Here is a 23,506-nt window from a genome sequence, read left to right as displayed (position 1 = left end):
GCTTCGCTTGACCCGCCGCGTTGCATAAATCGCGGCGGAGAGGGTTTTTGCCACCGACTTCACGGCCAGGCTTATCCTAGCAGCGTATACGCGGTTGCAGGAGAAACGTTCATGAATAATGCGGGCTAGAGGAAGAACCGTAGCCAGAGGTAAGCGGAGGAGAGCAGCAGTGATCCGATCGTGACGGGAAAGCCCAAGGCAAAGAACCGCCAGAAGGTAATGTGATACCCGGCACGCCGGGCGAGGTCGATGATGACCACGTTTGCTGAGGCTCCGATCATGGTTCCATTTCCGCCGAGGCATGCGCCCAGCGCCAATGCCCACCAAAGAGGCAGGATGTCGGCTTGGTGCACCAATTCGGTGTAATCCGCGACCTCCGGATGGACCGTCCTCGCCAGATCCACGATCAGCGGGTTCATCGCGGCCACATACGGAATATTATCCACAATCGCCGACAGCAAGCCCGACCCCCAGAGAACCGCCAGCGTCGTGGCGGCCGCGTTGCCTTGCGTGACAGCCACCAATTGCTGCGCCAGGAACCCTATGGCGCCGACCTTCACCAGCCCGCCCACGAGAATGAAGAGCCCGATAAAGAAGAAAATCGTCTTCCATTCGACTTCGGCAAGATAGGTTAAATCCCGCTCATCGTCCGCCGGACGATGCCCCTCTCCGACCAGCATGAACAGGCTCGCCGCCAGTAAGGCGATCGTGGCGGGTTCAAGGTGAATGAATTGATGAAAGACAAACGCGACCGTGGTCGCCCCTAACAACCACAGGCACTTCATCAGCAGCATTCGGTCTTTGATCGCCTCGTCTTCGTTCATCCCCAGAAGCCTGGTGGCCGAGCGCGGTGAGACTCGCATCGATCGGCCGCCGATCAACCAGAGGGCTCCCAAGAATGCGAGCATGATGACAAGGACGGGAGGACCCAGCATGAGGACAAAGTCCATATAGCTCAAGTCCGCTTTACTGCCGATCATGATATTCGGGGGATCGCCGATGAGTGTGGCGGTCCCTCCGATGTTCGACGAAAGCGCCTCGCCCACCAGAAAGTTCACCGGATTAAGTTCCAGCCGTTTCGAGACCTCCAGCGTAACCGGCGCCATCAACAACACGGTCGTGACGTTATCCAAAAAAGCGGACAATACCGCGGTAATGACGCAGAGAAAGGCCAGCATGCGAAACGGGCGGGCCTTGGCGCGTTTGGCGGCCCAGGTCGCCAGCCATTCAAACAATCCGGTTTTTCCGGTGATGTTGACGATGACCATCATGCCGATCAGAAGAAAAATGACGTTGTAGTCGATGCCGAACTCATGGGAGTGGAAGGCCTCCTCCTGAGTCAGGACACCTGCGCCGATCATCAGAGCGGCACCGCACAGGGCGACAATCGTTTTGTGAATCCGCTCCGTGATGATCGCGAGATAGGAGGTGCCGAAAATCACGAGCGCGAGGGCCGTATCGCTCATGAGGGATCGTCGCCCGGAGGCCGGCGCCGCATCATGTCGGGGAAAGGATCGGCACGAATATCCGGAAGGCTTTCGCGTCGAGGGAAACGGTCATACGCGCCATCGGTTCGGACGTGAAGAATCTAGAAACAGGAGCTTGACCATGGACGCGACGAGATAGCGTGGATTCAGCCTCGTGATCTCCGGTTCTTTCTGGCGCATAACTGATAGCCAAACCATACCCCCCCGGCGCAGCCGAGACCAAGAGCCAACGCCAGAAGGCCCGTGATACTGTGGGTCAGACGAAAGCTCAAGTCCCGTTTGCGAGGATACCGCCGGACGACGGCTTCTCCTCCCAACCAGAGACCGCGGCTTGCCTCGCTGTCCGCCTCCTCAATCGAGTTTTCCATGAAGCCGTCCCCCTTTCCTGCGCCCATGTGCGGTATCCCTACAAATGTCGCAGGTCGTCAGGAGCGCGATCCCTGGATCGGATCGACAAGCCCCGTTCAATATAATCCTTGGCCAAGTCTTTCGCGCCCAACCCGAACGCAATCGCGCCGGCCAAGACGATGCCTCCCAAGGTGATGCCAAACCCGACGACCACGATGTTTTGAGCAATTCCCAATTGCTCGAGCGCCATCGCCACCGCCAACAACTGGATTCCCCATCGCGAACAGGCCGCCACAAGACGAGCCGGCGGGAGCCCTGCATTGACGGCGGCAATTAAGACCGCCTGCGAGACAAAATTGGATAACAACCAACCGGCAATGAGGATGAGAGCTGCGGTGACCAGGTGAGGAACATACGCGAGGAAAGACTTGGCCACATCGTTGATCGGTTGGAGGTTCAGCGCTCCCATTGCCCCGACCGTGGCAAAAATCATAACGATCCAGTACGCGGCTTGTCCGACCAACCGGGAAGGATCGGTCTTGACGCCGCCGCGCAGAAGGGCGCTCGTAACCCCAAGGCGATCGGACAGGCGGTCCAGCCCGACGACTCTCAACAGCCGTTCCAACGTCTGGCTGGCAGTCCAGGCCACGATCAATCCGGCCACAAAGATAATTGACATCGCCAGCACATTGGGCAGGACAGCCAACACCTGCCGCGCCAATACCGCCAGCGGATCCAACAGTCCTTTTTCCCAAAATTCTTGCATCGTTCCCTCCCCGGCTCGACATGTCCGGTTGCTCGCCGGCGCGAACTATTTGGACATCGCCGTCTGTGGAGGCCACCGCGCCAAGAGATAGGGCTTGTCCTTCTCGAACGCGTGGCACAGCATCTCGATTCTTCCTTCAGCCTCGGCCGACGTCAATCCCTGCGTATCCAACACAAATGACGCAGTCCGTCCGAGGTACAGCGGGGTAAAGGCTTTTAGGAGATGTTCCCGAGGCATGACGCCGTTATGGTAAGCGACGGCCGCATCATAGACGATTCTCGCCCACAGAGAGTCCGCGATCCGAAACTCTTGAAGAGCGCACGCGCCCAGTGGTTGCAGGCTGCCGAGCGTCGCCGGCGCAAGGATCTGCTCCCAAATCGGAGCGAGATCGGTCAATCCCTGGCGAAAGCTGCTGATCATCCGGTCCACGTTGACATTGACCGGCTCCACGCCGACCTCATACTGGAACCCGAACAGGCTCACCGGATTGGAGCCTTCGAGCTTCGACCAGACGGAATGATGCTCTTCCATAAGCGCGAACACGGCTCCCAGCACCTGCACGAGCATCGCAGACAAGTCCGCGGCCGGATCCTTGGGATTATGGATTTTGGCGCCGAGAAAGCTTTGACAGACCCTCCCGCCGCTCGCGATGGCTTCCGTCGTCATCCAGATATCGATTCCAAACCGGGCCACTTCCGACTCCCACACATGTTTGTCGAGGTAATGCCGGGCCAGAGGTCCGGAAAAGCCGAAGTCGCCGCCGATCGGTTGCCGGATGCGATGGCCGTAGAGCGCTCTCGTCAGGGGATAAACAATGCTGTTCGTTATCGTCCCGTCGTATTTATGGCGCAGGTAGTACGGCGCCACATAATCATAGCCCTGTTCCAACACCGGGCTAATCAAGAGCTCGAGCCATTCCGGGGTGATGCTGCGCAAATCGGAATCCACCACGGCACAGGCCTTGGCGTTCAGACGCCGGGCGATTTCGAAGATGGTTCGAAAAGCGCTGCCCTTCCCGGGGATTCCGTGATACGGAGTGATGATCTTGTGCAGGGGACTCTGTTGATCACCGACGAACATCGTCTTCAAGTCAACCACCGCCTGGGCAACAACTTGCTGGGTGCCGTCGGTCGAGCCCCCGTCGGAATTGACCAGCACCGAGCGCGCCTCCGGGAAATATTTGGCCAATCCGGCGCTCACTGCCCGGACCACATGCCCGATCGTCTCCACATTGTTGAAGCTCGGAATCCCGACGAGAATATCCGTCTCCGCCAACTGCACCACTTGGGCTTCAGTTTCGGCTGTCAGCGGGGTGGCGGCTGTGGAATCGGAGTCGACCGTCACGACTGTGACCTTCTTCTATTCCTGTCTCTCGGCATGTCCTATCTTGACCGGCAGGACCGATTCGGTTGGATGCGGATTCAACACCTGCAAGAGACACTATCCGCCGTAGCGATGTCAAGGGAATGGACAAATACGCCTGATCGGCCGGGGACAATAGGATCTAGACTGTGGAGTGAGATTTTCTGAGCGGAATGAAGAAGAAACGGCCTGCGAAGCGCTGGAGGTCTTACGAGCACTCGGCAATGACGATATGATCATGGCACCCGTCGGAAAGAGAGCCGCCGTTGGATTGCTCGATCACGAACCGGCTCAACCGCAATTGGTCGTCCGCGTCCATGAGAATCGGGGCTACCGCGAAACGGGATTGGTGAATCCACCGCACCGTCGCGAGCGGCACAGAAAGAGGGTCCCGCTGGCCGGGAAGATGGAGATGGAGTTGGAGATAGTCTCCCGTCATGATTCCTTTCAGCCCCAAGCGCGACCAGCCGGGAATGGAAAGATCAAGGACTCGTCCATTCCAAATTACCGCCCCGTCCTCGACACGGGAACTGGTGCACTCGACGATAAACCGCGGCCGAACAGTCTGATCCATGAGTGAAAGCTCCTGGGGACGGCGCCGGGCAGAATATGAAACGAGGACTTTGCCCGGTAGTACCCGAAAGCGGGGTGACCGGAAGGCGTCTCACGTTATCGATTGCGCGACAATCGGTGGGCGGTGGGTGAGATAAAACCCCTTCGGGGCAGGTGGGTGAGAGCGGGAAAGCGCAGGTTTCGACGTGCGCGGGAGGGGCGGTGAGGAAGGTCTTTGAATTTTCCGACTATGCGACGTGGGCGGAGCCGGGTAGGTCGGCCATGGATTCGACAAACTTTGTAATACGGATCAGCGCGGGCGCTGCAATTTTCAGATTCTCCAGGCCGAAGCTGCTGCCTTGGACCCATTGAACCGTGGCTCCATCTACATCGATGGCCTTGGGTTCGTCGGGAAGAAAGACGCGGAGAGTCAGTTTCATACCAATCGTGACCGGTTTATCTCCTTCGATGCGCCAGCCTTTTACCGAGAGGTCACACACTTTTCCTGTTCCGACTATGCCCTCGCCGAGATAATACAAGAAGCAACTGACCGGAATTCGCGAGTGCGCGCGGGGGCGATATTGTTTGGTCATGACATCCGAACCTCGTAAAAAAGAACAATTAGCCGGGCCTTCACAGCAGTCTATCGGACTTCGCCTTGATGGCAAGGAAGATCTCATTTGTCCCGGCCGTCGATGCGCGAGACCCGTCGCGAATGCCCATTGCAGCTTTTTTATCGACTTATTACAATAATCAGGCTGATTCCATTCCTACCTTGCATGACCCTAACGAGGTGTCGCCGTGACATCCGTGATGCGGCTCATCCTCCCGCGTAAGAACCCGTTGCAACCGGTGGACGGCAGGCGGTACGGCGCTCGCATCCTTGCGATCATGGCCGTCTGCTTAAGCCTGTGTTTTCTGTCGAACGGCCTTGCCGAAGAGGCTGTGCCGGCCGATCGACTCATGGAGCTAGGCCAGTCCTCCTATCGGCAGGGAGGCTTCGCGCACGCGTTGCAATACTGGATGGAAGCGGCCCGGTTGTACGAAGAACAGGGCTCCATACCGGAGCTGATTAAGGCGCAAGTCAGTGTCGCGCAAGCGCTTCACCAGACCGGACATTACAAGGAAGCGGGAGCGATGTTGACTCAGGCCGGCAGGTTGGCCGCACAAATCGATGACGGCATGCTTACCGCGACAATCAAGGGACGACTCAGCACTGTATTGTTTGCCCTCGGCGAGAACGAGCAAGCCTTACAGTTGATCAACGAAGCACTCGCCTTAGCCGAAGAGTTCAGCCACCCGGCCCTCACCGCCGCACTCCTCAATGATCAAGGGAACATCCTCACGGCCGAGAAGCGGTTCTCTCCCGCCATCGATGCCTATACAGAATCGTCGAGGCTCGCGAAAGCGTCCAACCAACCGGCGTTGATGATCATCGCCCTGATCAATTCCGCACGAGCCGGCATTCAGGGCGGTTCGCTTCCGTCCGCGAAGGTCACCCTCCAACTCGCCGGACAGGAGATTGCCTCAGCGCCGGATTCATACGATGCGGCCAATGCCTGGCTCACCCTCGGCGAGGCCTACGAAGACTTGTTGCACCTTCCGCCACTCTCAGTATCTCCGTCTGAAGAGAAAGCGGGTCTCGACGCCGACACACTGAGACATGCGGCCGGATCCTATTGGAACGCGATTCAGATCGCCGCCAGAATAGGGGATTTGCGAAGCGAATCGTACGGTTGGGGCTACCTGGGACATGTGTACGAGATGGTCGGTCGGACCGATGAAGCACTCGACTTGACCAGACGGGCGGTGCTCGCGGCGCAAAAGATCCGGTCTCCTGAATCGCTCTACCGATGGGACTGGCAGGTCGCTCGTCTGATGCGTTCGAACGGACGGACCGACGAGGCGATCCTCGCTTATCAACGAGCCATCGAAAATCTTCAGCCGATTCGATCCGAATTTCTCATGGGCAGCCGGAACCGCCAATTCTCATTCCGCGAAACGACAGGAAATTTATTTTTCGAGCTTTCGGATGTATTGCTCCAACGCGCGTCCTCGACGCCCGATCAGAATGCGCGCCAGCGTCTGCTTAAGCAGGCGCAGGACACGGTGGAACTATACAAGGCTGCCGAACTTCAGGATTATTTTCGAGATGAATGCGTCGCCACAGCCCGCTCACGCAGCACGGACGTGGCGCAACAATCCAAAACCACCGCCATCGTCTATCCCATTATTCTACCGGATCGTCTCGAATTGCTCGTGAGTCTGCCCACCGAGATGAAGCAATTCATCGTGCCGATTCCCAGCGGGCGGTTGACTCAAGAAATTCGCGCGTTCAGGCTCGCGCTCGAGAAACGCACCAGCAACGCCTATTTGCCCCACGCCCAAAAGTTCTATGATCGGCTGATCAGGCCTATGGAAGCCGACCTCGCAGCCGGCGGCATCACCACTTTGGTCTTCGTGCCGGATGGTCCCCTGCGCACGATTCCTATGGCCCCATTACATGACGGCACGCAATTCCTGATTGAACGCTACGCCATCGCGACGACACCGGGATTGACCTTGACCGACTCCAGACCGCTCAACCGCAAGCGGGTTCACGTGTTTTCCGTAGGTCTGACCGAGGCCGTGCAGGGTTTTCCTCCGTTGCCCTATGTCGCCCAAGAACTCAGCGCGGTGCAGTCGATCTATGGCGGCACACAGTTGCTCAACGATGAATTCAGAACGGTTCAAGTCGAAAAGGGTTTGAAAGAACAACCCTACAACATTATTCACATCGCGTCGCATGGACGCGTGGAAAGTGATGGAACAAAGAGTTTCATTTTGACGTTTGACGACCGCATCACGATGGATCGGCTCAGCGCGCTCGTGGGCTTGTTCGAGTTTCGAACGGCCCCGCTCGAATTGCTCACGCTCAGCGCTTGCGAAACCGCGGCGGGGGATGACCGAGCAGCATTGGGGTTAGCCGGGATGGCCGTCAAAGCCGGCGCAAAAAGCGCCCTCGCCACCCTCTGGTTTATCGAGGACGAAGCGACCGCCGAGCTCATAGGAGAGTTCTACAAAAATTTGCAGAACCCGGCCGTTTCCAAAGCAGCGGCCTTGCAACAAGCCCAACTCGCCCTCCTGAAGAATCCCGACCATGCCCATCCGAGCCTCTGGGCGCCGTTCCTGCTCATCAATAATTGGCTATAACGGCATCGAGTCCGCCCGCAATCCGGTTTACATGAGATTCAACACAAACTGAATGTGCACTCCTTCATCCTGCATGCTGCTGTGGGGGTTGGAGACGTGGGCAGTCACAAGGCGCCGTCCCCAATAGACGTTAAGATTGGCGATCGTGGCAAGGTTGAATCGCAATCCGGCCCCGATGCTGGCCAGCGTTTCCGGAGATGGGTTTGCTCCTTTGGCGAACCACGAATGCCCGACATCGGCGAACGGGCAGAACTGTACGTATGGAAATCCCTCGGCCGAGCTCCAGACGGGAAAACGGGTCTCAAATTGGTAAATGAAGCCGTTGTCGCGCAGGAGCGTATTCTCACGATAGCCCCGCACGCTGTACCGGCCGCCAACTGCGATTTGTTCAAGCGGAAACACATGGTCGTCGGCCCACTGCATATTGAGGAAATTCACCAGTTCAATGCGGGTCGATTCAAATCGCTTGAGCCATTCCGCTTGGCCCAGCCACGACACAAACTGGCCGTCCGCCGCTCCCGGCATTCCATTGACCGTCGCGCCGAGCACATCGAGTCCGGCGGTGAACCGCGACCGTACGGCAAACACCGAGTGGGTCGTCCGATGGGTCCATTCCTGTATGAAGCGCAAGGCGGCGACGTTGCCGAATCCGTCTTTCATGCCGTTGACAAAATCAAACGGAATATTGCCGCCGATGACGTTGGCATTCTGTTCATATTCGCCGACGATCGCGAGCGCCACTTCATCGTTCAGCGTGCGATAGACCGGCTGGCGAAGCGACAACGTGAAGATCTGCGTCTCGCTTTGAATATTAAGAGGCCGAAACGGATCCTCCACCACCGTGAACTTAAAGAATCGATAGCCTGCAAGGAATGTCGTATCATATTTTGTGAGCGGAACGGCATAGGTCGCGTTGACGCCGGGAAACACGCCGACATGATAAGGGCTTGCCTGCGCCGACGCGCCGAAGCTGACGCTCAGCACGTCTCCTCGCCCGGTCACATTGTTGTGCGCGACCGTGCCTTTCAACTGATTTTCACCCACCGTGGGATTGATAAAGTTATTGTATTCGACAAAAGCCCTGAAGGGATTCGCCTCTTTCACGGCCACATCTAGGACAGCCTCGCCGAGCACCGACCCAGGCTTGAGTTCCGCGTTCAATCGTTCCAGCCGATCGTCCTGCAGGAGGATCTGAAGCTTGTCCCGGAGCGGATTCATGTTGAAGGGCGGCCCCGCGTTCAGTGCGATGCGGTCGCTGAGGTAGGAGGGGCGAAAGTGTTTGGCGCCATGGATCCTGATCTCACTCAGCCGCCCTTCAATCGCCTGCATCGTGATCGTTCCGTCTGTCACCTCTTGATCAGGAAGCACGGCGCCTGAATTCGGATACCCCCGTTCGACGTATGCCAGCGTGATGGCTCTGCGCAATTCCTCCAAGTCTTCGGTCGTCACCTCTCGGTTCTCGTACGGCGCAGTCAATTCATTCAGTTGCGCGTGGGAGAGCACGGTACTTCCGATGACGTCGATGCGCTTCACAAACACCCGCAGTATAGGGCCCTTCTGTTCTTCCCGATCTGGGGCCGGCTGCACCGGAGGAAGAATCTCGGTTGGAGGGGATTCGGGCCGCAGGGGCTCCTGCCGTTCTACCGGAGGAGGCAAGCCCGACCGGCCCGATGGATCGATCACGGGCGGCAGCCCGATTTGGGCGGACCCGACACCGGCCAGCAGAGGAGAGAGAAACAATACCGCCTGCAATAGGACTTTCAGAAGCAAGCCGGTGGCGAGCCAACTTGTCCCTGATTCGGTCATGCGCTCAAACTCTCATGCCGGACACGCATTTCCCTGCCGGTACAACGAGTAATGGCGTTAGGACCGGCATCCCCCCGAGGCGGAAAGGAAGATTGGAGATACCGGCTCGAAATCGGGGAGGCCGAGCCGGGCTGCAGCGAGGGTCATAGGCGCCTGCCGGCCCGTATCTGCGGTTACACCAATCGACTCCACGAAGAGCGGACTTGCGATTAGATCACCCGGTTGCGGCGGAATGCCATCTCGCGCGCCTGGGACAAAGCTACTAAATTGCCCGCCCTTCTGCGCGGCGCAGCGTTGGCCGTACAAGTTCGTCGCCACCGCGAACGCCTGCGGCAGGGGGGCAATGGCTCCCGCCAGCTGCTGAATGGGAGATTGAATCAGGATTTGGCCGTTAACCCCTTTTGAGCTGGTCGCATCCAGTCTGCTGCCGGGGTCGATCAGAACGGCTTTTGACGCCTCGATGGCAATTCGTCCTCCATTCCCGTCCGCGGCTTTCGCCAGAATCTGACTGTTTTGAATGACGACGTACTGAGGGTCGATGTCGATCTTGCCTCCCGTGGTTTCATTGCCGCCGGCTACCGACGCGGTCAGCGTGCTGTCCTTCAGCGTGACGGAATTGGGCGCCGTCAATTTGATATCGCCGCCCGACGCCTTCAGCGCCTCCGTCGAAATCGTGGAGTTCGTCACGGAGATATTATTTTCAGAAATCAGTTGAATCTTTCCCGCATCTTTCGCGCCATGAGATTCGGCGGTAATATGTGAGCGGTTCGCCAGGTCGATGTTGGATCCTCGGACGGTGATCGATCCTCCCAAGCCGCCGGTAGAGGAGGTGCCCAGACGACTGTCATTCATCACAATCGGACCCGACGATACGACTTCAACGGTTCCACCATCACTCGTCCCGGATCTGGCAAAGACGGAAGCGTCCGTCAGCTCAATCGGTCCGCTCGCGCGAAGTTCAATCTTGCCGCTACGGCCGACACTCCTCGTATCGGTCAACACATCGGTTCCCGCCAAGCGGATTGACGCCGACGGCGGACCGATTACCTCTCCTGGAGACGGAGGTCTTTGCCCCGCAATACTGATCAGACCCGCACCTCCTCTTCCGGTACTGCTGCTGGAGATGACCACTCGCGTGGGATCTGTCGGATTTAGTATGCGTGGCTCCGCAATCGTTCCACCAGGTCTGGTCCCTGGCCGGGCAGTCAATTCATCAGCGTACAATTCAATTCGATTCCCAATGCGATTGCCTTGCGTTGGAGCAACGATCCCACCACCGGTGATATCCAGTTTTTTGGCGGACATGAGGAGAATTCCCTGAACGGTTCTACCATCGTTAATAACAAGCCCTTCCTGGCCTGCTCCTTCGACATCCAGCAATTGTCCTTGTTTATTCGGAACGTTCGTCACATTATTTACTTGAGAATTCACGATTGAGTGGTCAAGGATGATTTGATCGGCTCTGATTCTGAGGTAACCCGGTAAGCCTTCGTGTTTGGCTTCGACAGTCACCTCGGAGTTCGTGAGCTTTACCGTCTGGGTGGGTGTATCGGGATACCGGGTGTCCCACAGAGCCCCTTCAGAAAAGTAATGATCCTTGATGATTTTTGTAATGCCGGCCTGGGCTCGTCCGCGGCTGGTATTGGTAATGGACGTATTCTCGGCTGTAAATGAATTCCCCACCCGTAGCCAAATCTCTCCAGCGGTTGGTCCTGTGCCTTTGCATAACGGACATGAGCCCATGTCCGAAACGAGGGCGTCGGCCTTTATCGAGCTGTCTTTCATCACCAGATCCGACGCAATGATGTCGATTTGGCTCAAGCCCTGATATCGGGCAGGTTCGCCGTTGGGTTTAAGGCCATCAAGATTGAAATCTTGCGTCTCCACGGAAAGATTTGAATCTGTGAGCAAGACCACTCCCTGGGCGCGGAGGAGAACCTTTCCACCGGGTGCGTTTCCTAAGGCCTTCGAATAGATATCCGTCCCTTGAAGGTCCATATTTCGTGCAAGATGATAGACATAGATCTCCGTGCCCTTCACCTCCGGGGTGAGGACGAATGCGTATTTTCGCGTGACGGCATGATCGGCATCCTGAAGACCTCGAATAGTGATATCCCCGGCCTGTCCACCCAGACACCCCTCACCACAGTTGCTGGTGCTTGAAATAAAAACACGTCCATCCGGACCCGGCCGCGTTTTAAACGTGTCGGCACTCAGAGTAATTGCTCCCGCGTCTGCCCCTCCGGTGGTATCCGCTTGGATAGTCGTACCATTGGCCAGTGTGAGCTCCTGCGCTGCAATATTGATCGTTGGCGGAGGCACGGTGCGAGCGTACTTGGGGGCTGAGGTCTCCACTTGCTCTCCTATGAGAGATGGGGCAATGGTTGGAACGGTGTCATCCGTTACGTTGGCTACGATCTCTGTATTACTCAACGACACAACATCGGCAGGCCGGCCTTCTGGCCCTGTGATGGTAATTGTTCCCGCCCCTCCCTGTCCCGTACTATTACTTGTGATGGTCACCGGCGCCGCGCCGGTGAGAGGCATACCATCGATTCCCACGTTACTGCGCAAGGTGGCCGCCTCAAAGGCGATGTCACCGGCCTTCCCGGCGCCACTCGTAGACGTGGTAATGTTCGTTCCGTTGCTCAGGCTCACTGTCTCGACTTGAATCATGATGTTGCCCGGTGACGAACCTATCGCGTTCGGGGAACTCGGCGAGTTCCCCCCTGTCGTCGCCTCAAGGGAGGCGTGCTCCATGATCAGCTTCCCGCCTCTGATAAAAATCGGACCGGCGTGACCAGTGCTTGAACTGGTCTGTAACATGGTCCCAGAATCCAGATGAATCGTGCCTTGACCGGAAGTCGGAACGAGACCGGGCGACGATCCCGCGAGAGTGGGCGACATCCCGGCAATACTTTGCTCTCCGGGTCCGCTTGCGGCGGCGACGGTGATCTGTCCGCCGGGCGCCGCGATAGTCCGGCCGCTGACAGAGACATCGCCGCCGATGAGAGATACGGCTTTGCCCTCGTCGACGGTAATGGACGGCCCCGCCTGCACCGTGATGGGTCCCGGCGGTCGGTCCCCTAAGAATCCAAACGCCACCACGGGCGCACTGGATAACGTGCTCTGCTTCGCCAGGTTGGCGAAGAACTGCGCCCCGTCGCCCATCCGCACCACATCCGCCGTCGTCAGATGAATCGAACCGCCGATGTTAAAGCTCGCGTTCGGCCCGAGCATGATGCCGTTGGGATTCATCAAGAATAGATTAGCGTTGGGCATCGCGGCTCGTGAATTGAGCGCGCCGTCGATCGTGGAGAAATTGTGCCCCGTGACCCGGTTGATAATGTTCGCAATGGTGATCGGGCCGGTAAAGGTCGCCGTCTGGCCGGTATTGACGTTGAAGTCACTGAAGCTATGAAAGAGATTATTTCCGCGAATCTGTTGGGCGGCGTTTTGCACGTCAATCGTGTACTGCGGCCCGGACAGCGCTCCCGGTGTCTGTCCCAGGCTGCCATCACGGACGATTTGACAGGCTCCTATTCCTTCCCCCAAGAGACCGAACGAAAATGCAACCACACAGGAGAGGACTGCTCGCCTCAGCGGATCGAGAATGACGTGCAGCCTTCGATACCGGCCGAGAGGACTGCTCGCTCCGACTACGCGGTCTTCAAGGGCAGATCTTTCACTCCGGGATGGGAACCACCCGGGACAGGAGGGTAGGATGGTCGGCTCGCTCAGCATCGTGACCGCCGAGATGACCTATGGTTAAGCATGTAAGAGCTTCCGTGGAGATCTGTCAAGACCTTTCTTCAGCTCGGGATACCAAGGCACGCGCGCAAATTGGAAGGGTGCATCGATGTTATATCAGTCCTCAGCTTAAATACGTGCATTTGCATCATCTCCTCAGTGCTGTCCGCAGATGTTTCCACCGGACCTCGAAAAACTCGAATACCGGCCCATTCGCGTCACCGGACCTATGTACTGGCCATGCCATGTATGTTAAAAAATAGCGCTGTCGATGCACCGCATAAGATACGGAGGGCATGAACGACAACGCCTCAGCCAGTCATGTCTAATCGAAGAACACGCTGGACCGTCCTTTACCTAGTGTTTCTCTTCATGGTCGGTGCGGCGACTTTTGCTATCCTGCGGTCGATCATCGCAATCGTTGCCGATGATCACAATGTTCCCTCTCCTTTCTATGGAGACTACGGAGATATCCTCAATTTCAGTCCCCGGAACTTCGATCCAAATCACGAAGGTGGACATCTCCGTCCGAATTTGAATGGATGGATGAAAGGGGAGACACTCGGACACCCGGTCCGGATCATTACGAACTCCAAGGGGTTTCGGAATGGTCGTGAGTTTGCCTATGCGGTCCCTCCTCGCACCTTCAGAATTTTATTTCTTGGTGATTCTTACGTGGATGGCATGCGAACCAGCCAGAACCGCACGGTCGGCTACGTGCTGGAAGAGCTTCTGAACCGCGAGGCTTGTAATGATCGATTTGATAATTATGAGGTCATGATTTCCGGACACAACAATCCTACCAATGCCTGGTATTACTTCCAAGAATTTGGCTACCGCTATCACGCCGATCTCGTGCTTCTGGGCGTGACGCTCGGCAACGATTTAACCTGGCATCCCTATCAGTCCACATTCAAGCCGGATAAAGACAACTTCGGGAACACAGTCCTTCGCTATCAACAGGGAGGCCCTCACACGAAAGGAGTCCAGGACTGGTTTCCCGAGAACGCCTATTTGCCGCGAGAGCAATTCCTTCTGCTCAAAAGAATCGAGAGCAGACTCCGGACATGGGCACATGATTTCTTTCCCAAATGGACGGGATACGCAGTGCCCGCCGCGACATACCCGTCGTCTGACGAGCGGCGACACGTCGACATGCAGGACTTCAGCACATCCCTCGGACTGTTCTACATCCCCCCTCTTCCTCAAATCGAAGATCAATATCGCACATTTCTTACGGTCGCCGACGAATTCGCACGCGCGGTCGCCAAGCGTTCGCAGCAGTTCGCCATGGTTCTTTTTCCTACGCGCCTCCAAGCTTCCAGCCGCGAATGGAGCCTGTTCCTAAAGTTTTATTTTCTCGATACGGAAAAATTTGACATGGCCTATCCCAACCGGCGCATTTCAAAGTTCTGCCATGAGCATTCCTTGACGTGCTGGGATCTCCTGCCCTCATTTCAACAACACTACGCCGGCAGCGATACACCTCTGTACATGCCGCACGGTGACATGCACTTTAACGATGCCGGCCAGGAACTCGCCGCTCAAGAACTCTTCTCTTTCTTAAAGCGACAATCCGAAGAGCATGGTCTCGCATGGAGGCCTTGCGTCCGGCATGGCGCCCTCGCGCTCATCGAGCCGAAATAAAAGGGAAGAGCGCTGCTGCGAGGAGGCGCTTCTCATGGCGCTGTTGATTGCAACCTAAAAAGTACCCGGACGTAAATCCAGCGTTATCCGATACCCTGGGCATCAAATCGTGCCCATGGTATTCGTCCCATGCCAATTCCGGCGCAAGGCCGACAAAATACCCGTTGGGAGATTGTGCCAGGGTCTGATAGTCAATGAGTTCGCGGTAAGGATACTTGATTTCCAATTCTGCTCCAAGTCGGCTCCCTTGCCACCTGGTTGTCGCTTCACGAAACGAATGCCGTTCGAGTAATAGAACGCTTTCAGTTCTTTTGCATAACGATCCGGTTGGGAGGCATGCCGGGAGAGCCGGCCCTCCGCGTTGGCGCCGCGCTGGCTGTAATCGAATTGACCGGCCAGCCAGTGTGCCTGTGTCGCAAAAATTCTATTCCACCAAGCGGCCGTGGCGTTCAAATCTTTTACGTTGGGCCCGGTGGTGAAGCTCACGATAGGAGAAAGCGTGACTTCTGTTTGGCATTCACGACGAGGACACGGCCCCGTACGGTGGCCTCCACATGGTCGAAAAGGCTCAAGTCGCGGATGCGTCGTTCAAATTCCGTGTTCCACGCGCGTAAACCGTCCGGGGATGGATGCGGGAAGAGGTTCCAGATGTGGATTCTTTCGTATGAACCCACCCCCGGTATCAGAAATTCCTTGTCCCGCAGACACGGTGGACCCGAATGTGATCGACAAGACGCACAGGACAGCAGATAGCGAATCCACGACGGCAGACAGAAGAATACCGTTCGCACACAAAGACAGACCGATACCCTGCCGAATCCACAACGACCACTAGCTGCCAGAGCCATATCACAGACAATGTCAAGGTCCCGGGCCTTCAGCATGTTGGGTTCTCACACCGGCCCACGGCTCGGTAGGCTTCATTGTCCATAACAAGTCGTCGCGAAATCGCTGATTCCCAGTGCTCTCAGTATCTAAGTACCGTCCCTTTAGTCAGTTTCAATCCATTCGTTGACACCCCTCCATCCTCTGATAGTCTGCTGAGCAGTGCCCGATAAAGGGACTAGGGCAAGGCCGGTACGGTGAACAAATCCGCTGTATGGGCGCCTTGTGTCATCCTTAGGATGTCGTCATGATGAAGCGTGTATGGCGTGCGCACTTCCACTTCGTCATGCTTCTCACCATGTACCTCGCTACGTGCACGCTCACATCACACGCGCAAGAGCTCTCTGGGACGGAAACCTACGATTTTAAGATGTCCAAGGGCATCCTTGAATTCAGCAGGGGCCGCTATGAGAAGGCGGGAGAACTGTTTCAGCAAGCCCTGAGCGCGAGACCGGGCGACGTCGATGCTCTGGATTATCTGGGACAGACTATGCTGCGACTAAAGAACTACCAAGGCGCTGAAACGGTGTTTCGAGAGTCTCTCGGGCATCAACCGCAATCGGCGCGAGCCTTCCTGGGCTTGGGAATGGCTCAAACCGGGCTCCGGAAGTATCAGGAAGCCTTGACCGCTCTCACCGCCGCGGAGCAGGTGTCGGCCGACAACCCTCTGATCTATTACTTCAAGGGCTTCGTCACTCAACAGCTCAGCGCCTACGCCGAGTCCCAGGCGTTGTTCTCTCGCGCCATGGCGCTCAGCCCAGACCTGACGCCGAGCGTTCGATATTACACAGGGGTTGGACATTATCAGCGGGGCCTTGTGGAGGAGGCCCAGAAGGATTTTGAGGCAGCCATTGCCCTAAGCGAGCCGGACTCCGACTTGGCTCGATCCGCCAAAGAAATTCTCAACCAACAGCGCAGCGTCTCAAAAAGGGAACGAGCCTGGGACCTCAGCATGAGCGCCAGCGGGCAATATGACAGCAACGTAGTGCTCCTTCCGCTCGGCACCCAGCCGCCTGGAGGACAAACCGGAATTTCACAGAAGGACGACTACCGGACCGCGTTCTACCTTCGCGGGGAGATTCGAGGGATCCAGACCAATGCGTGGACGGTGGGCGCGACGTATGGTTTCTATCAAAGCTTTCATCACACACTAAGCGCATTCGATGTGGAAGACCACAGCCCTTCTTTTTTCGTCCAACACCAATTGGGGCCCACGACAACCCGGCTTCAGTATATATATGACTATGTCAAGGTCGGGCGGTCTCCCTATCTCATTGCACATGCTATTCAACCGACTTTCACGATTGCAGAGGGCGGGAATAAATTTACCCTGTTTCAGTTTCGGTATCAGGACAAAGACTTTCAACATGGACGCTTTACGGCAAACTCCTTTCGAGATGGGAAAAACTGGCTCGCAGGGGTGACTCAATATGTCTACTTTGCGAACGGAGCGGGTCACGTGCGGATCGGCTACGCCTACGACACCGATCGGACCGGGGGCGGGTCCCCCGCGTCCGCTGTCGTGGGAAATCAGACCAACGCCGACTGGGCCTATCGTGCGCATCGTCTGGCGGCCGGTCTTAGCCTCCCGCCTGTCATGACCGTGAGACTGAATCTGGCCTTCGACTACTATCGACAAGACTACGACAATCCCAGTTCCTTCTCGCCTTCGGGAACGACCCGTCGATTGGACGAGATCTTATTTTTTACCGGAACGCTGAGTCGTAACGTCACCGACAATCTCTCAATCGCTCTGGAGTATAACTACACCCGAGATCAGTCGAACGTGAACCTGTTCGACTATGCCCGGAACGTGTATTCGGTGACCCTCAACGCCCATTTCTAGGCCGTACGACAATCCTGTGAGTCCTTCCTTTCTCTGACGCTCTCCGAACGAAAAGACTCTTCCCCTTTGATCCAGGGCGGACCAATGTTCCTGCCAGGCTGACGTATCGGCTTCACCGTCTTCCTCATGAACCGGGCCTGGCTTTAGTCGACTGACACGCTGCCGCAATTTGACCACGACAGAGACAGAACACGGCACTCACTTCCCCTACCTTTGAGTTGGCTGTTGCTGCTACGAAAGGTGGTGAAGCGGTTGGTGACTAAACTATCTCTTATGACTCGCATAGTTGCAACCTCATGGGAGTCCTCTGGAAGCCCAGCCGGACGGGTCCACTTCGTGCTGAGTTCAGAGGCGACATCTGCCGCGCGAGCGTGACAGTTCGCAGTTGGCGAGATTTTGGGATCACATGAGGTGTGTCATGAAACAACCGATTCTCTCAATTATTTTGACAGGCTTCTGCTGCTGCGCTACCGCGGCACAAGCGCAAGGGGGCTCGCTTCCACAGGACGAAATTGGCGTGTTTACCGCCGTGCTGGGTACAGTGAACGTCACCCATCCAGGCGCCGCCCGCGTGCAACCCGTCAAGTTACATGATGAGATTCTGTTCAAGGATGTGATCGAGACGCACGACGAATCTCGAACGAAGGCCTTCTTCGAAGACGACTCCGTTCTGACGGTAGGAGAGAACAGCAGGGTGGAAATCACCGAACACATTTACAATCCGGATCAGAATCAGCGTCGCATGGTTGTGAATCTCATCCAAGGCAAGCTACGCGCGCTGGTCTCTAAGGTATTCAAGGGCGCCGGTTCCAAATTTGAGATTCATACTCCGACGGCGGTGGCGGCAGCTAGAGGCACCTACTTTGTGGTCTGGACCGAGCATGGCACAACCGGTATCGCGAATATAGGAGAATCCGGGCGCGTGGATTTTACAGCCGGGGGAATAACTGTGACAGTGGCTCCAGGCGAATATTCAGTGGTGGGCTTAGAGGGGCACCCTACCCCGCCGGCGATCTATGATGCGGGTTCGAAGGAAAACGGTCGTCCTGCTTTCGGGGCTGGTTTCACGGGGGAGCTGACAGCAGCTGAAGGAACCACGCCTCCGCCGATAGATGGAAAACCCGAAAATGTGATCGGGAAAACTGGCGAGATGGTTAATTCTACAATGGGAACTACCATCAATCTCGTCGATCAATCGGTTGAAAGGCTCATCCGGGTGGTGCAGGCCATCGAGGGGACAGTGTTAAAGGACATGCCCAAGCCGGAGTCGGCTATTGAGATAGTTCGGGCGATATTCCCTGTCCTGCCGATATCTCCAACCGCTGCCACAGGCACCGTAATGACCATTGCTGGTACGACCAGTCCCGCACTCGGACAGATCATACTGGAATCCTCTGCTGCTCCGGATGGATCAGTGCCTTCTCTCGCCGCGGCGACGACGTCGACCCTTTCGTCGACTTTCGCGCCGGTGGCATCGACTCTTACTGCGGTGACATCGGCTCTCGCTCCAGTCACGTCACTGGTGTCCACCGTGGTAGCTCCGGTGACGCCTGTCGTGTCCACCGTTCTGGCTCCCGTCACGCCCGTAGTGTCCGCTGTAGTTAGTCCCATTACGGCGGTGGTGGCTACCCCCGTTGCTCCAGTCACAACAGTGATTGCGCCTGTGATATCCGCGGTTCCAATACTTCCTCCGGTCGCTTCGACCATGCCGGTCGCTGCCGCCACTCCAGTCCTTCCCGTGACACCGCCGGCCGTCATCTCTGGGGTCACGGGCGCCCTTGGTCTTCCCATCAAATAAACAGAGGAACCACCCCCGCATTCTCCTTCCAGGCATTATCCCACGAGGTACCTAGAAGTCCGGTACGGCGGATTTCTGAGTACTCTTCATTCTCTTGCTACGATCAATGATTGCGTGTCTCTACGCCGCCGGGGCGCTGTGACCAATTCTTCTTGTCCTCTTCCCTAAACCGTGAGATATGTGGATCATCGGGGCCGCTTCCTCCGAACGATGGAAAGAATTGGACGCATATGGCCCATCGTTGGCTCAACAGAACAATCGCCATTCATCGAATTGGGAACATTCTCGGCTTAAGCATCACTACGTTGATGTTGGTGTTGGGATGGTTCGATCTGACTTTCCTCACCAGGCTCGAGAATATCTCACTAGATTATCGGTTCAGACTCCGCGGCGAACGTCCACTCGGCGAGGAAATTGTCCTGGTAGTGATCGACGACAAAAGTTTGAGGGAGCTGGGCCGGTGGCCATGGTCAAGAAACACCCAAGCTCGACTGGTCACCGCAATTGCGGCCCAAGGAGCGAAAGTCATCGGCGTCGACATCATCTATGCGGAACCAGAAATTGCCGAAGCTTCACGCGATCTCCAGGAGCTCATTGCAAAGGTCAAAACGGCGTCGTCCTTACCAGCGGCTTGGCTTGGCCTATTGGAACGCCGGCTCGGAGCAGCCGACTCTGATGCGTCTTTCGTCAAGAGTGTGCGTGATGCTCGGAACGTCGTGTTGGGGTTTCCTTTTTTCGTGCGAGACCGCTCCTCGATCCAGCAAGAACTTCCGCATAGGACGGGCATCGCGCCGGTCATCAGGCGCAGCGAGTTCATGCTGGTCAGGCAGTCGGCCGAGAGCGACGCCATGGAACCGTATCGGGCGACCGATGCGCTTCTTCCGCTCGAAGCTTTTGCCGCCCAGGCTGTCGGTCTTGGACATGTGTCAAGCCTACCCGACCTGGACGGCACGACACGAGCCGAGTATCTCGCTCTTCGCTATGAGGATTCCTATTATCCATCCTTCGCCTTAGAGATTTCCCGGATCTTCCTGGACTTGCCAAAGGACCGTATGTCATTGATCCTTGGCGAAGGCGTGCATCTCGGCGATCGTGTCATTGTCACGGATCAGAAAGCCCGCATGTTCATTAATTTTGCAGGGCGCGAGGGAAGTTTTCCTTTTATCTCGGCCACCGATGTCATTCATCGTCGAATCATGCCGGAAGCCTTCAAGGATAAGGTCGTCTTGGTAGGAACGGCAGCCTTGGCCACATACGACCATCATATCACTCCATTCTCGGCGAACTTCGCCGGCGTAGAAAAGAACGCCACGGTCGTCGAGAATGTTATCCATCAGCGGTTTATTCGGAGAAGCCTGTGGTTTGGCCCCCTTGAGCTTGGCATGATTCTTCTCTGTGGATTGACTGTCACGTTCTGCCTCCAGAGGCTACGGGCCTTGCCGGGAACTGCGCTCGTCGTCACGGTATCCGTATGCTATGCTGCAATCACGCAGTACGTCTTTGCGGCTCATAACATCTGGCTTCCCCTTCTCAACCCGATGCTGACGATCGCCTGTACGTTCATGGCTTTGACGATTGTCAATTTCGCGACCAAGGAGAAACAGGCCAAAGAGATCCGGAGAATGTTCTCAAGCTATGTGAGCCCTCGGATTGTCGAAGAGTTGATCGCTTCGCCGTCGAGGGCCGCCCTCGGCGGACAACGAAGGGAGCTGACCATGCTCTTCGCCGACATCATTGACTTTACGTCGTTCAGCGAGAAACATTCTGCGGAGGAGGTAGTCGCGCAACTCAACGAGTACCTGAAGGCCATGACGGAGGTCGTCTTCCGCTGGCACGGGACGCTCGACAAATTCGTGGGAGATGCAATTGTCGTCTTCTGGGGTGCGCCGCTCGACCAATCGGATCACGCCGAGCTTGCCATTAAATGTGCCCTGCACATGCGCAAGCGTCTAAATGAGTTGCGTGAGAAGTGGACGGCCGAAGGGAAGGTCTTGCTGGACAACGGTATCGGTATCAATACAGGTATCGCAGTGGTTGGCAACATCGGCGCCGAAGGGAAGAAAGTCGACTATACAATGATCGGCGACCAAGTCAACCTTGCCTCCCGCTTCCAAGGATTAACCAGGAAGTTTGGAGCTTCCATCGTCGTAACGGAATACACGGCCGCGCGTCTTAAAGAGATGATGACGGTTGAAGAGCGACCTGACAATCGCGGGCGGTTGGGACATGTGATGTTGCGCAAGCTGGGGACTGTTAGGGTAACAGGAAGGGAAGAGCCAGTCGGCGCCTATACGGTTAAGTCGCTGGCGCTGGGTGAACAGTCCCGGATCGAAGAAATGCCTGCTTTGTCGACCGACATGGATCACAAGTGACCAATGGTGCTGAAATCTACGCGATTGGTCTGGCAAGCTTGCATACCGACAGATATCCGTCAGGCACAGACCGATCTTGGACTTCGATCGGTTCCCTGGGTGGCTTGATATACCTTCGCGTCGATGAACAGATCCAGGAGGGCGGCGTCGATCTTTCCATCTTTCGCGTAGACTTCCAAGATGTCCAGAGCTTTTGAGGCCAGCACCGCGGGCTTGTAAGGACGATCCGAGGCCGTCAGCGCGTCATAGATGTCGCAGATCGTCATCATGCGCGATTGAACAGGAATCTGGCTTGCGACCAGCTTCCGAGGATACCCCGTGCCGTCCAGCTTTTCGTGATGGCTATAGGCGAGCGCGGGAATGTTCCGCAAGGAAGACGTCCACGGAATTTTCGAGAGAAAGTTGAATGTGTGGGTTACATGGCTTTCAATTTCGCTCCGTTCGTCAGAGGTCAAACTGCCGATCGGTAATGAGAGTGCGATCACCTCGTCGGCGCTCAGATACGGGCGGGAGCCGTCGAAAGATTCGTACTCCTGCTTCGCAATGTCGTGCAACCGGTCGAATCCATCCTTGGGGGTCACGTTCGGCTGATTGCACTTCACAATGAATAAGAAGGCATCGTCAATGTCTTGCAGGCGGTGGAGAAAGTTTCTATTGAGATCAGATAAGAGCCGTGCCGTTCCCGTTCGAGTCTTTCGTTGCAGAATGGCGACCTTCTGCCTGAGCATCTCGGTCTCCAGCGTTCGCTTGATGAAGTCGAAGCGTGCTTTCACCAGAGCTAGTTCCCCAGGATACAGTTTGCGGGCCTTCACGAGGATGTGCTCGCGGACACCGACCTTGCCGAAATCATGCAGCAAAGCCGCGTACCGGATCTCTTTCATCTGCTCCTCGTCGAATCCGCAGCCGCCGTACGGACCCGAGTCCGTTCGGGTCACCACTTCCGCAAGCCGGCATGTCAGCGAGGCAACCCGATTGCTATGGCCGCTCGTTGTGGGGTCGCGACTCTCAATGGCTTGAACGCTTGCCGAGATGAACCCTTCAAAGAGATGCCTTATTTCATCGTAGAGACGGGCATTCTCGATCGCGATGCTCACTTGATGACCAAGAGCCACGAAATTGTGTAGATCGTCCGTATCGAACAGCCCTCCGTCTTTCCGGTTGATGGCCTGAAGCACCCCGATCACTTTCCCATGCATTTTAAGCGGTGCGCACACCATGTTACGGGTCGTGAATCCGCTCCGGCGATCCGCGCTGCGGAAGAAACGGGGATCACGTTGGACATCATTAACTATGACGGGTTGTCCTGTTTGCGCCACGGATCCCGCGATCCCCTCCCCCAGCTTGAGGCGAATTTCACGGACGGCAGCACCCTTCTCGCCGTGGGCGACCTCGAAATAGAGCTCACCCCCGGCCTCGTCCAATAACAAGAGAGAGCCCGCCTCGGCTTCCATGAGAAGAGTGGCTGCTTCGATCGCTCGTTTCCGGATTTCCGCCGGGTGCAGGCTTGAGTTCAGAAGCGCGCTGATTTCCTGGAACTGTCGGAGTTTAGAATCCTTCACGATGTCTATCCAGTCCAATCTCTGGTCTCGTCTCCGAACTGCCTTATGTGGACTGTAGCACAGCACCCGCTTATTGCACGTGAAAGCGTACTCGCCGCAATGGTGGTATTTTCATGATTGTGGCATCTCGGTCTAG

Annotated in this window: 15 protein-coding genes; 5 read left to right on the top strand and 10 right to left on the bottom strand. The window is 56.5% G+C overall.

What is annotated here, in order from left to right:
• Positions 1-125 precede the first annotated feature (125 nt).
• The 6 genes from ACWGXE_RS01550 to ACWGXE_RS01525 all read right to left on the bottom strand — a co-directional run bounded on the left by ACWGXE_RS01550 (position 126) and on the right by ACWGXE_RS01525 (position 5,108).
• A complete protein-coding gene (locus tag ACWGXE_RS01550; RefSeq protein ID WP_447600759.1) occupies positions 126-1,466 on the bottom strand; it encodes a sodium:proton antiporter in 1,341 nt (446 codons plus the stop codon).
• Between the two features lie 167 nt (positions 1,467-1,633).
• The gene (locus tag ACWGXE_RS01545) at positions 1,634-1,882 is read right to left on the bottom strand and encodes a hypothetical protein (protein ID WP_447600757.1); all 249 of its coding nucleotides are present in this window, start codon (positions 1,880-1,882) and stop codon (positions 1,634-1,636) included.
• A gap of 11 nt (positions 1,883-1,893) precedes the next feature.
• A complete protein-coding gene (locus ACWGXE_RS01540; protein ID WP_447600755.1) occupies positions 1,894-2,601 on the bottom strand; it encodes a mechanosensitive ion channel family protein in 708 nt (235 codons plus the stop codon).
• Between the two features lie 45 nt (positions 2,602-2,646).
• On the bottom strand, positions 2,647-3,945 hold the full coding sequence (locus ACWGXE_RS01535; RefSeq protein ID WP_447600754.1) for a glycosyltransferase: 1,299 nt from the start codon (positions 3,943-3,945) through the stop codon (positions 2,647-2,649).
• 226 nt (positions 3,946-4,171) lie between these two features.
• The gene (locus ACWGXE_RS01530; protein ID WP_447600753.1) at positions 4,172-4,537 is read right to left on the bottom strand and encodes a PilZ domain-containing protein; all 366 of its coding nucleotides are present in this window, start codon (positions 4,535-4,537) and stop codon (positions 4,172-4,174) included.
• A 226-nt stretch (positions 4,538-4,763) separates the two neighbouring features.
• The gene (locus tag ACWGXE_RS01525; protein WP_447600751.1) at positions 4,764-5,108 is read right to left on the bottom strand and encodes a PilZ domain-containing protein; all 345 of its coding nucleotides are present in this window, start codon (positions 5,106-5,108) and stop codon (positions 4,764-4,766) included.
• 208 nt (positions 5,109-5,316) lie between these two features.
• Between ACWGXE_RS01525 and ACWGXE_RS01520 the strand changes: the two genes are divergently transcribed.
• Positions 5,317-7,707, top strand: a complete 2,391-nt coding sequence (locus ACWGXE_RS01520; RefSeq protein WP_447600749.1) for a CHAT domain-containing protein — start codon at positions 5,317-5,319, stop codon at positions 7,705-7,707.
• A 27-nt stretch (positions 7,708-7,734) separates the two neighbouring features.
• On the opposite strand, the gene ACWGXE_RS01515 is transcribed toward ACWGXE_RS01520, so the two are convergent.
• Both ACWGXE_RS01515 and ACWGXE_RS01510 read right to left on the bottom strand, forming a co-directional pair.
• On the bottom strand, positions 7,735-9,513 hold the full coding sequence (locus tag ACWGXE_RS01515; RefSeq protein ID WP_447600747.1) for a ShlB/FhaC/HecB family hemolysin secretion/activation protein: 1,779 nt from the start codon (positions 9,511-9,513) through the stop codon (positions 7,735-7,737).
• 57 nt (positions 9,514-9,570) lie between these two features.
• Complete coding sequence (locus ACWGXE_RS01510; protein WP_447600745.1) at positions 9,571-13,257, bottom strand: filamentous hemagglutinin N-terminal domain-containing protein; 3,687 nt, start codon at positions 13,255-13,257, stop codon at positions 9,571-9,573.
• 327 nt (positions 13,258-13,584) lie between these two features.
• On the opposite strand from ACWGXE_RS01510, the gene ACWGXE_RS01505 reads away from it, so the two are divergent.
• Positions 13,585-14,910 carry a hypothetical protein gene (locus tag ACWGXE_RS01505; RefSeq protein WP_447600744.1) on the top strand — a complete coding sequence of 442 codons (1,326 nt, stop codon included), beginning with the start codon at positions 13,585-13,587 and terminating at the stop codon, positions 14,908-14,910.
• Between the two features lie 102 nt (positions 14,911-15,012).
• Here ACWGXE_RS01505 and ACWGXE_RS01500 read toward each other — a convergent pair whose 3' ends face one another.
• Entirely contained in the window at positions 15,013-15,396 is a 384-nt protein-coding gene (locus ACWGXE_RS01500) for a hypothetical protein (protein ID WP_447600742.1), read from the bottom strand.
• 646 nt (positions 15,397-16,042) lie between these two features.
• On the opposite strand from ACWGXE_RS01500, the gene ACWGXE_RS01495 reads away from it, so the two are divergent.
• The 3 genes from ACWGXE_RS01495 to ACWGXE_RS01485 all read left to right on the top strand — a co-directional run bounded on the left by ACWGXE_RS01495 (position 16,043) and on the right by ACWGXE_RS01485 (position 21,811).
• Positions 16,043-17,641 carry a tetratricopeptide repeat protein gene (locus ACWGXE_RS01495; protein WP_447600740.1) on the top strand — a complete coding sequence of 533 codons (1,599 nt, stop codon included), beginning with the start codon at positions 16,043-16,045 and terminating at the stop codon, positions 17,639-17,641.
• A 418-nt stretch (positions 17,642-18,059) separates the two neighbouring features.
• Entirely contained in the window at positions 18,060-19,439 is a 1,380-nt protein-coding gene (locus tag ACWGXE_RS01490) for a FecR domain-containing protein (RefSeq protein ID WP_447600738.1), read from the top strand.
• Positions 19,440-19,669: 230 nt separating this feature from the next.
• Complete coding sequence (locus ACWGXE_RS01485) at positions 19,670-21,811, top strand: CHASE2 domain-containing protein (RefSeq protein WP_447600736.1); 2,142 nt, start codon at positions 19,670-19,672, stop codon at positions 21,809-21,811.
• A gap of 59 nt (positions 21,812-21,870) precedes the next feature.
• On the opposite strand, the gene ACWGXE_RS01480 is transcribed toward ACWGXE_RS01485, so the two are convergent.
• The gene (locus tag ACWGXE_RS01480; RefSeq protein ID WP_447600734.1) at positions 21,871-23,370 is read right to left on the bottom strand and encodes an HD domain-containing phosphohydrolase; all 1,500 of its coding nucleotides are present in this window, start codon (positions 23,368-23,370) and stop codon (positions 21,871-21,873) included.
• Positions 23,371-23,506 lie beyond the last annotated feature (136 nt).

The sequence above is a fragment of the Nitrospira sp. Nam80 genome, assembly GCF_965152575.1.
The sequence above is the reverse complement of the archived record's forward strand: the minus strand, read 5'-3'. Positions and strand labels throughout refer to the sequence as shown.

Bases quoted from the DNA above. Each gene is read 5' to 3' on its own strand.
- ACWGXE_RS01550 (WP_447600759.1), bottom strand. From the start codon at position 1,466: ATGAGCGATACGGCCCTCGCGCTCGTGATTTTCGGCACCTCCTATCTC.
- ACWGXE_RS01545 (WP_447600757.1), bottom strand. From the start codon at position 1,882: ATGGGCGCAGGAAAGGGGGACGGCTTCATGGAAAACTCGATTGAGGAG.
- ACWGXE_RS01540 (WP_447600755.1), bottom strand. From the start codon at position 2,601: ATGCAAGAATTTTGGGAAAAAGGACTGTTGGATCCGCTGGCGGTATTG.
- ACWGXE_RS01530 (WP_447600753.1), bottom strand. From the start codon at position 4,537: ATGGATCAGACTGTTCGGCCGCGGTTTATCGTCGAGTGCACCAGTTCC.
- ACWGXE_RS01525 (WP_447600751.1), bottom strand. From the start codon at position 5,108: ATGACCAAACAATATCGCCCCCGCGCGCACTCGCGAATTCCGGTCAGT.
- ACWGXE_RS01515 (WP_447600747.1), bottom strand. From the start codon at position 9,513: ATGACCGAATCAGGGACAAGTTGGCTCGCCACCGGCTTGCTTCTGAAA.
- ACWGXE_RS01510 (WP_447600745.1), bottom strand. From the start codon at position 13,257: ATGCTGAGCGAGCCGACCATCCTACCCTCCTGTCCCGGGTGGTTCCCA.
- ACWGXE_RS01505 (WP_447600744.1), top strand. From the start codon at position 13,585: ATGTCTAATCGAAGAACACGCTGGACCGTCCTTTACCTAGTGTTTCTC.
- ACWGXE_RS01495 (WP_447600740.1), top strand. From the start codon at position 16,043: ATGATGAAGCGTGTATGGCGTGCGCACTTCCACTTCGTCATGCTTCTC.
- ACWGXE_RS01490 (WP_447600738.1), top strand. From the start codon at position 18,060: ATGAAACAACCGATTCTCTCAATTATTTTGACAGGCTTCTGCTGCTGC.
- ACWGXE_RS01485 (WP_447600736.1), top strand. From the start codon at position 19,670: ATGGCCCATCGTTGGCTCAACAGAACAATCGCCATTCATCGAATTGGG.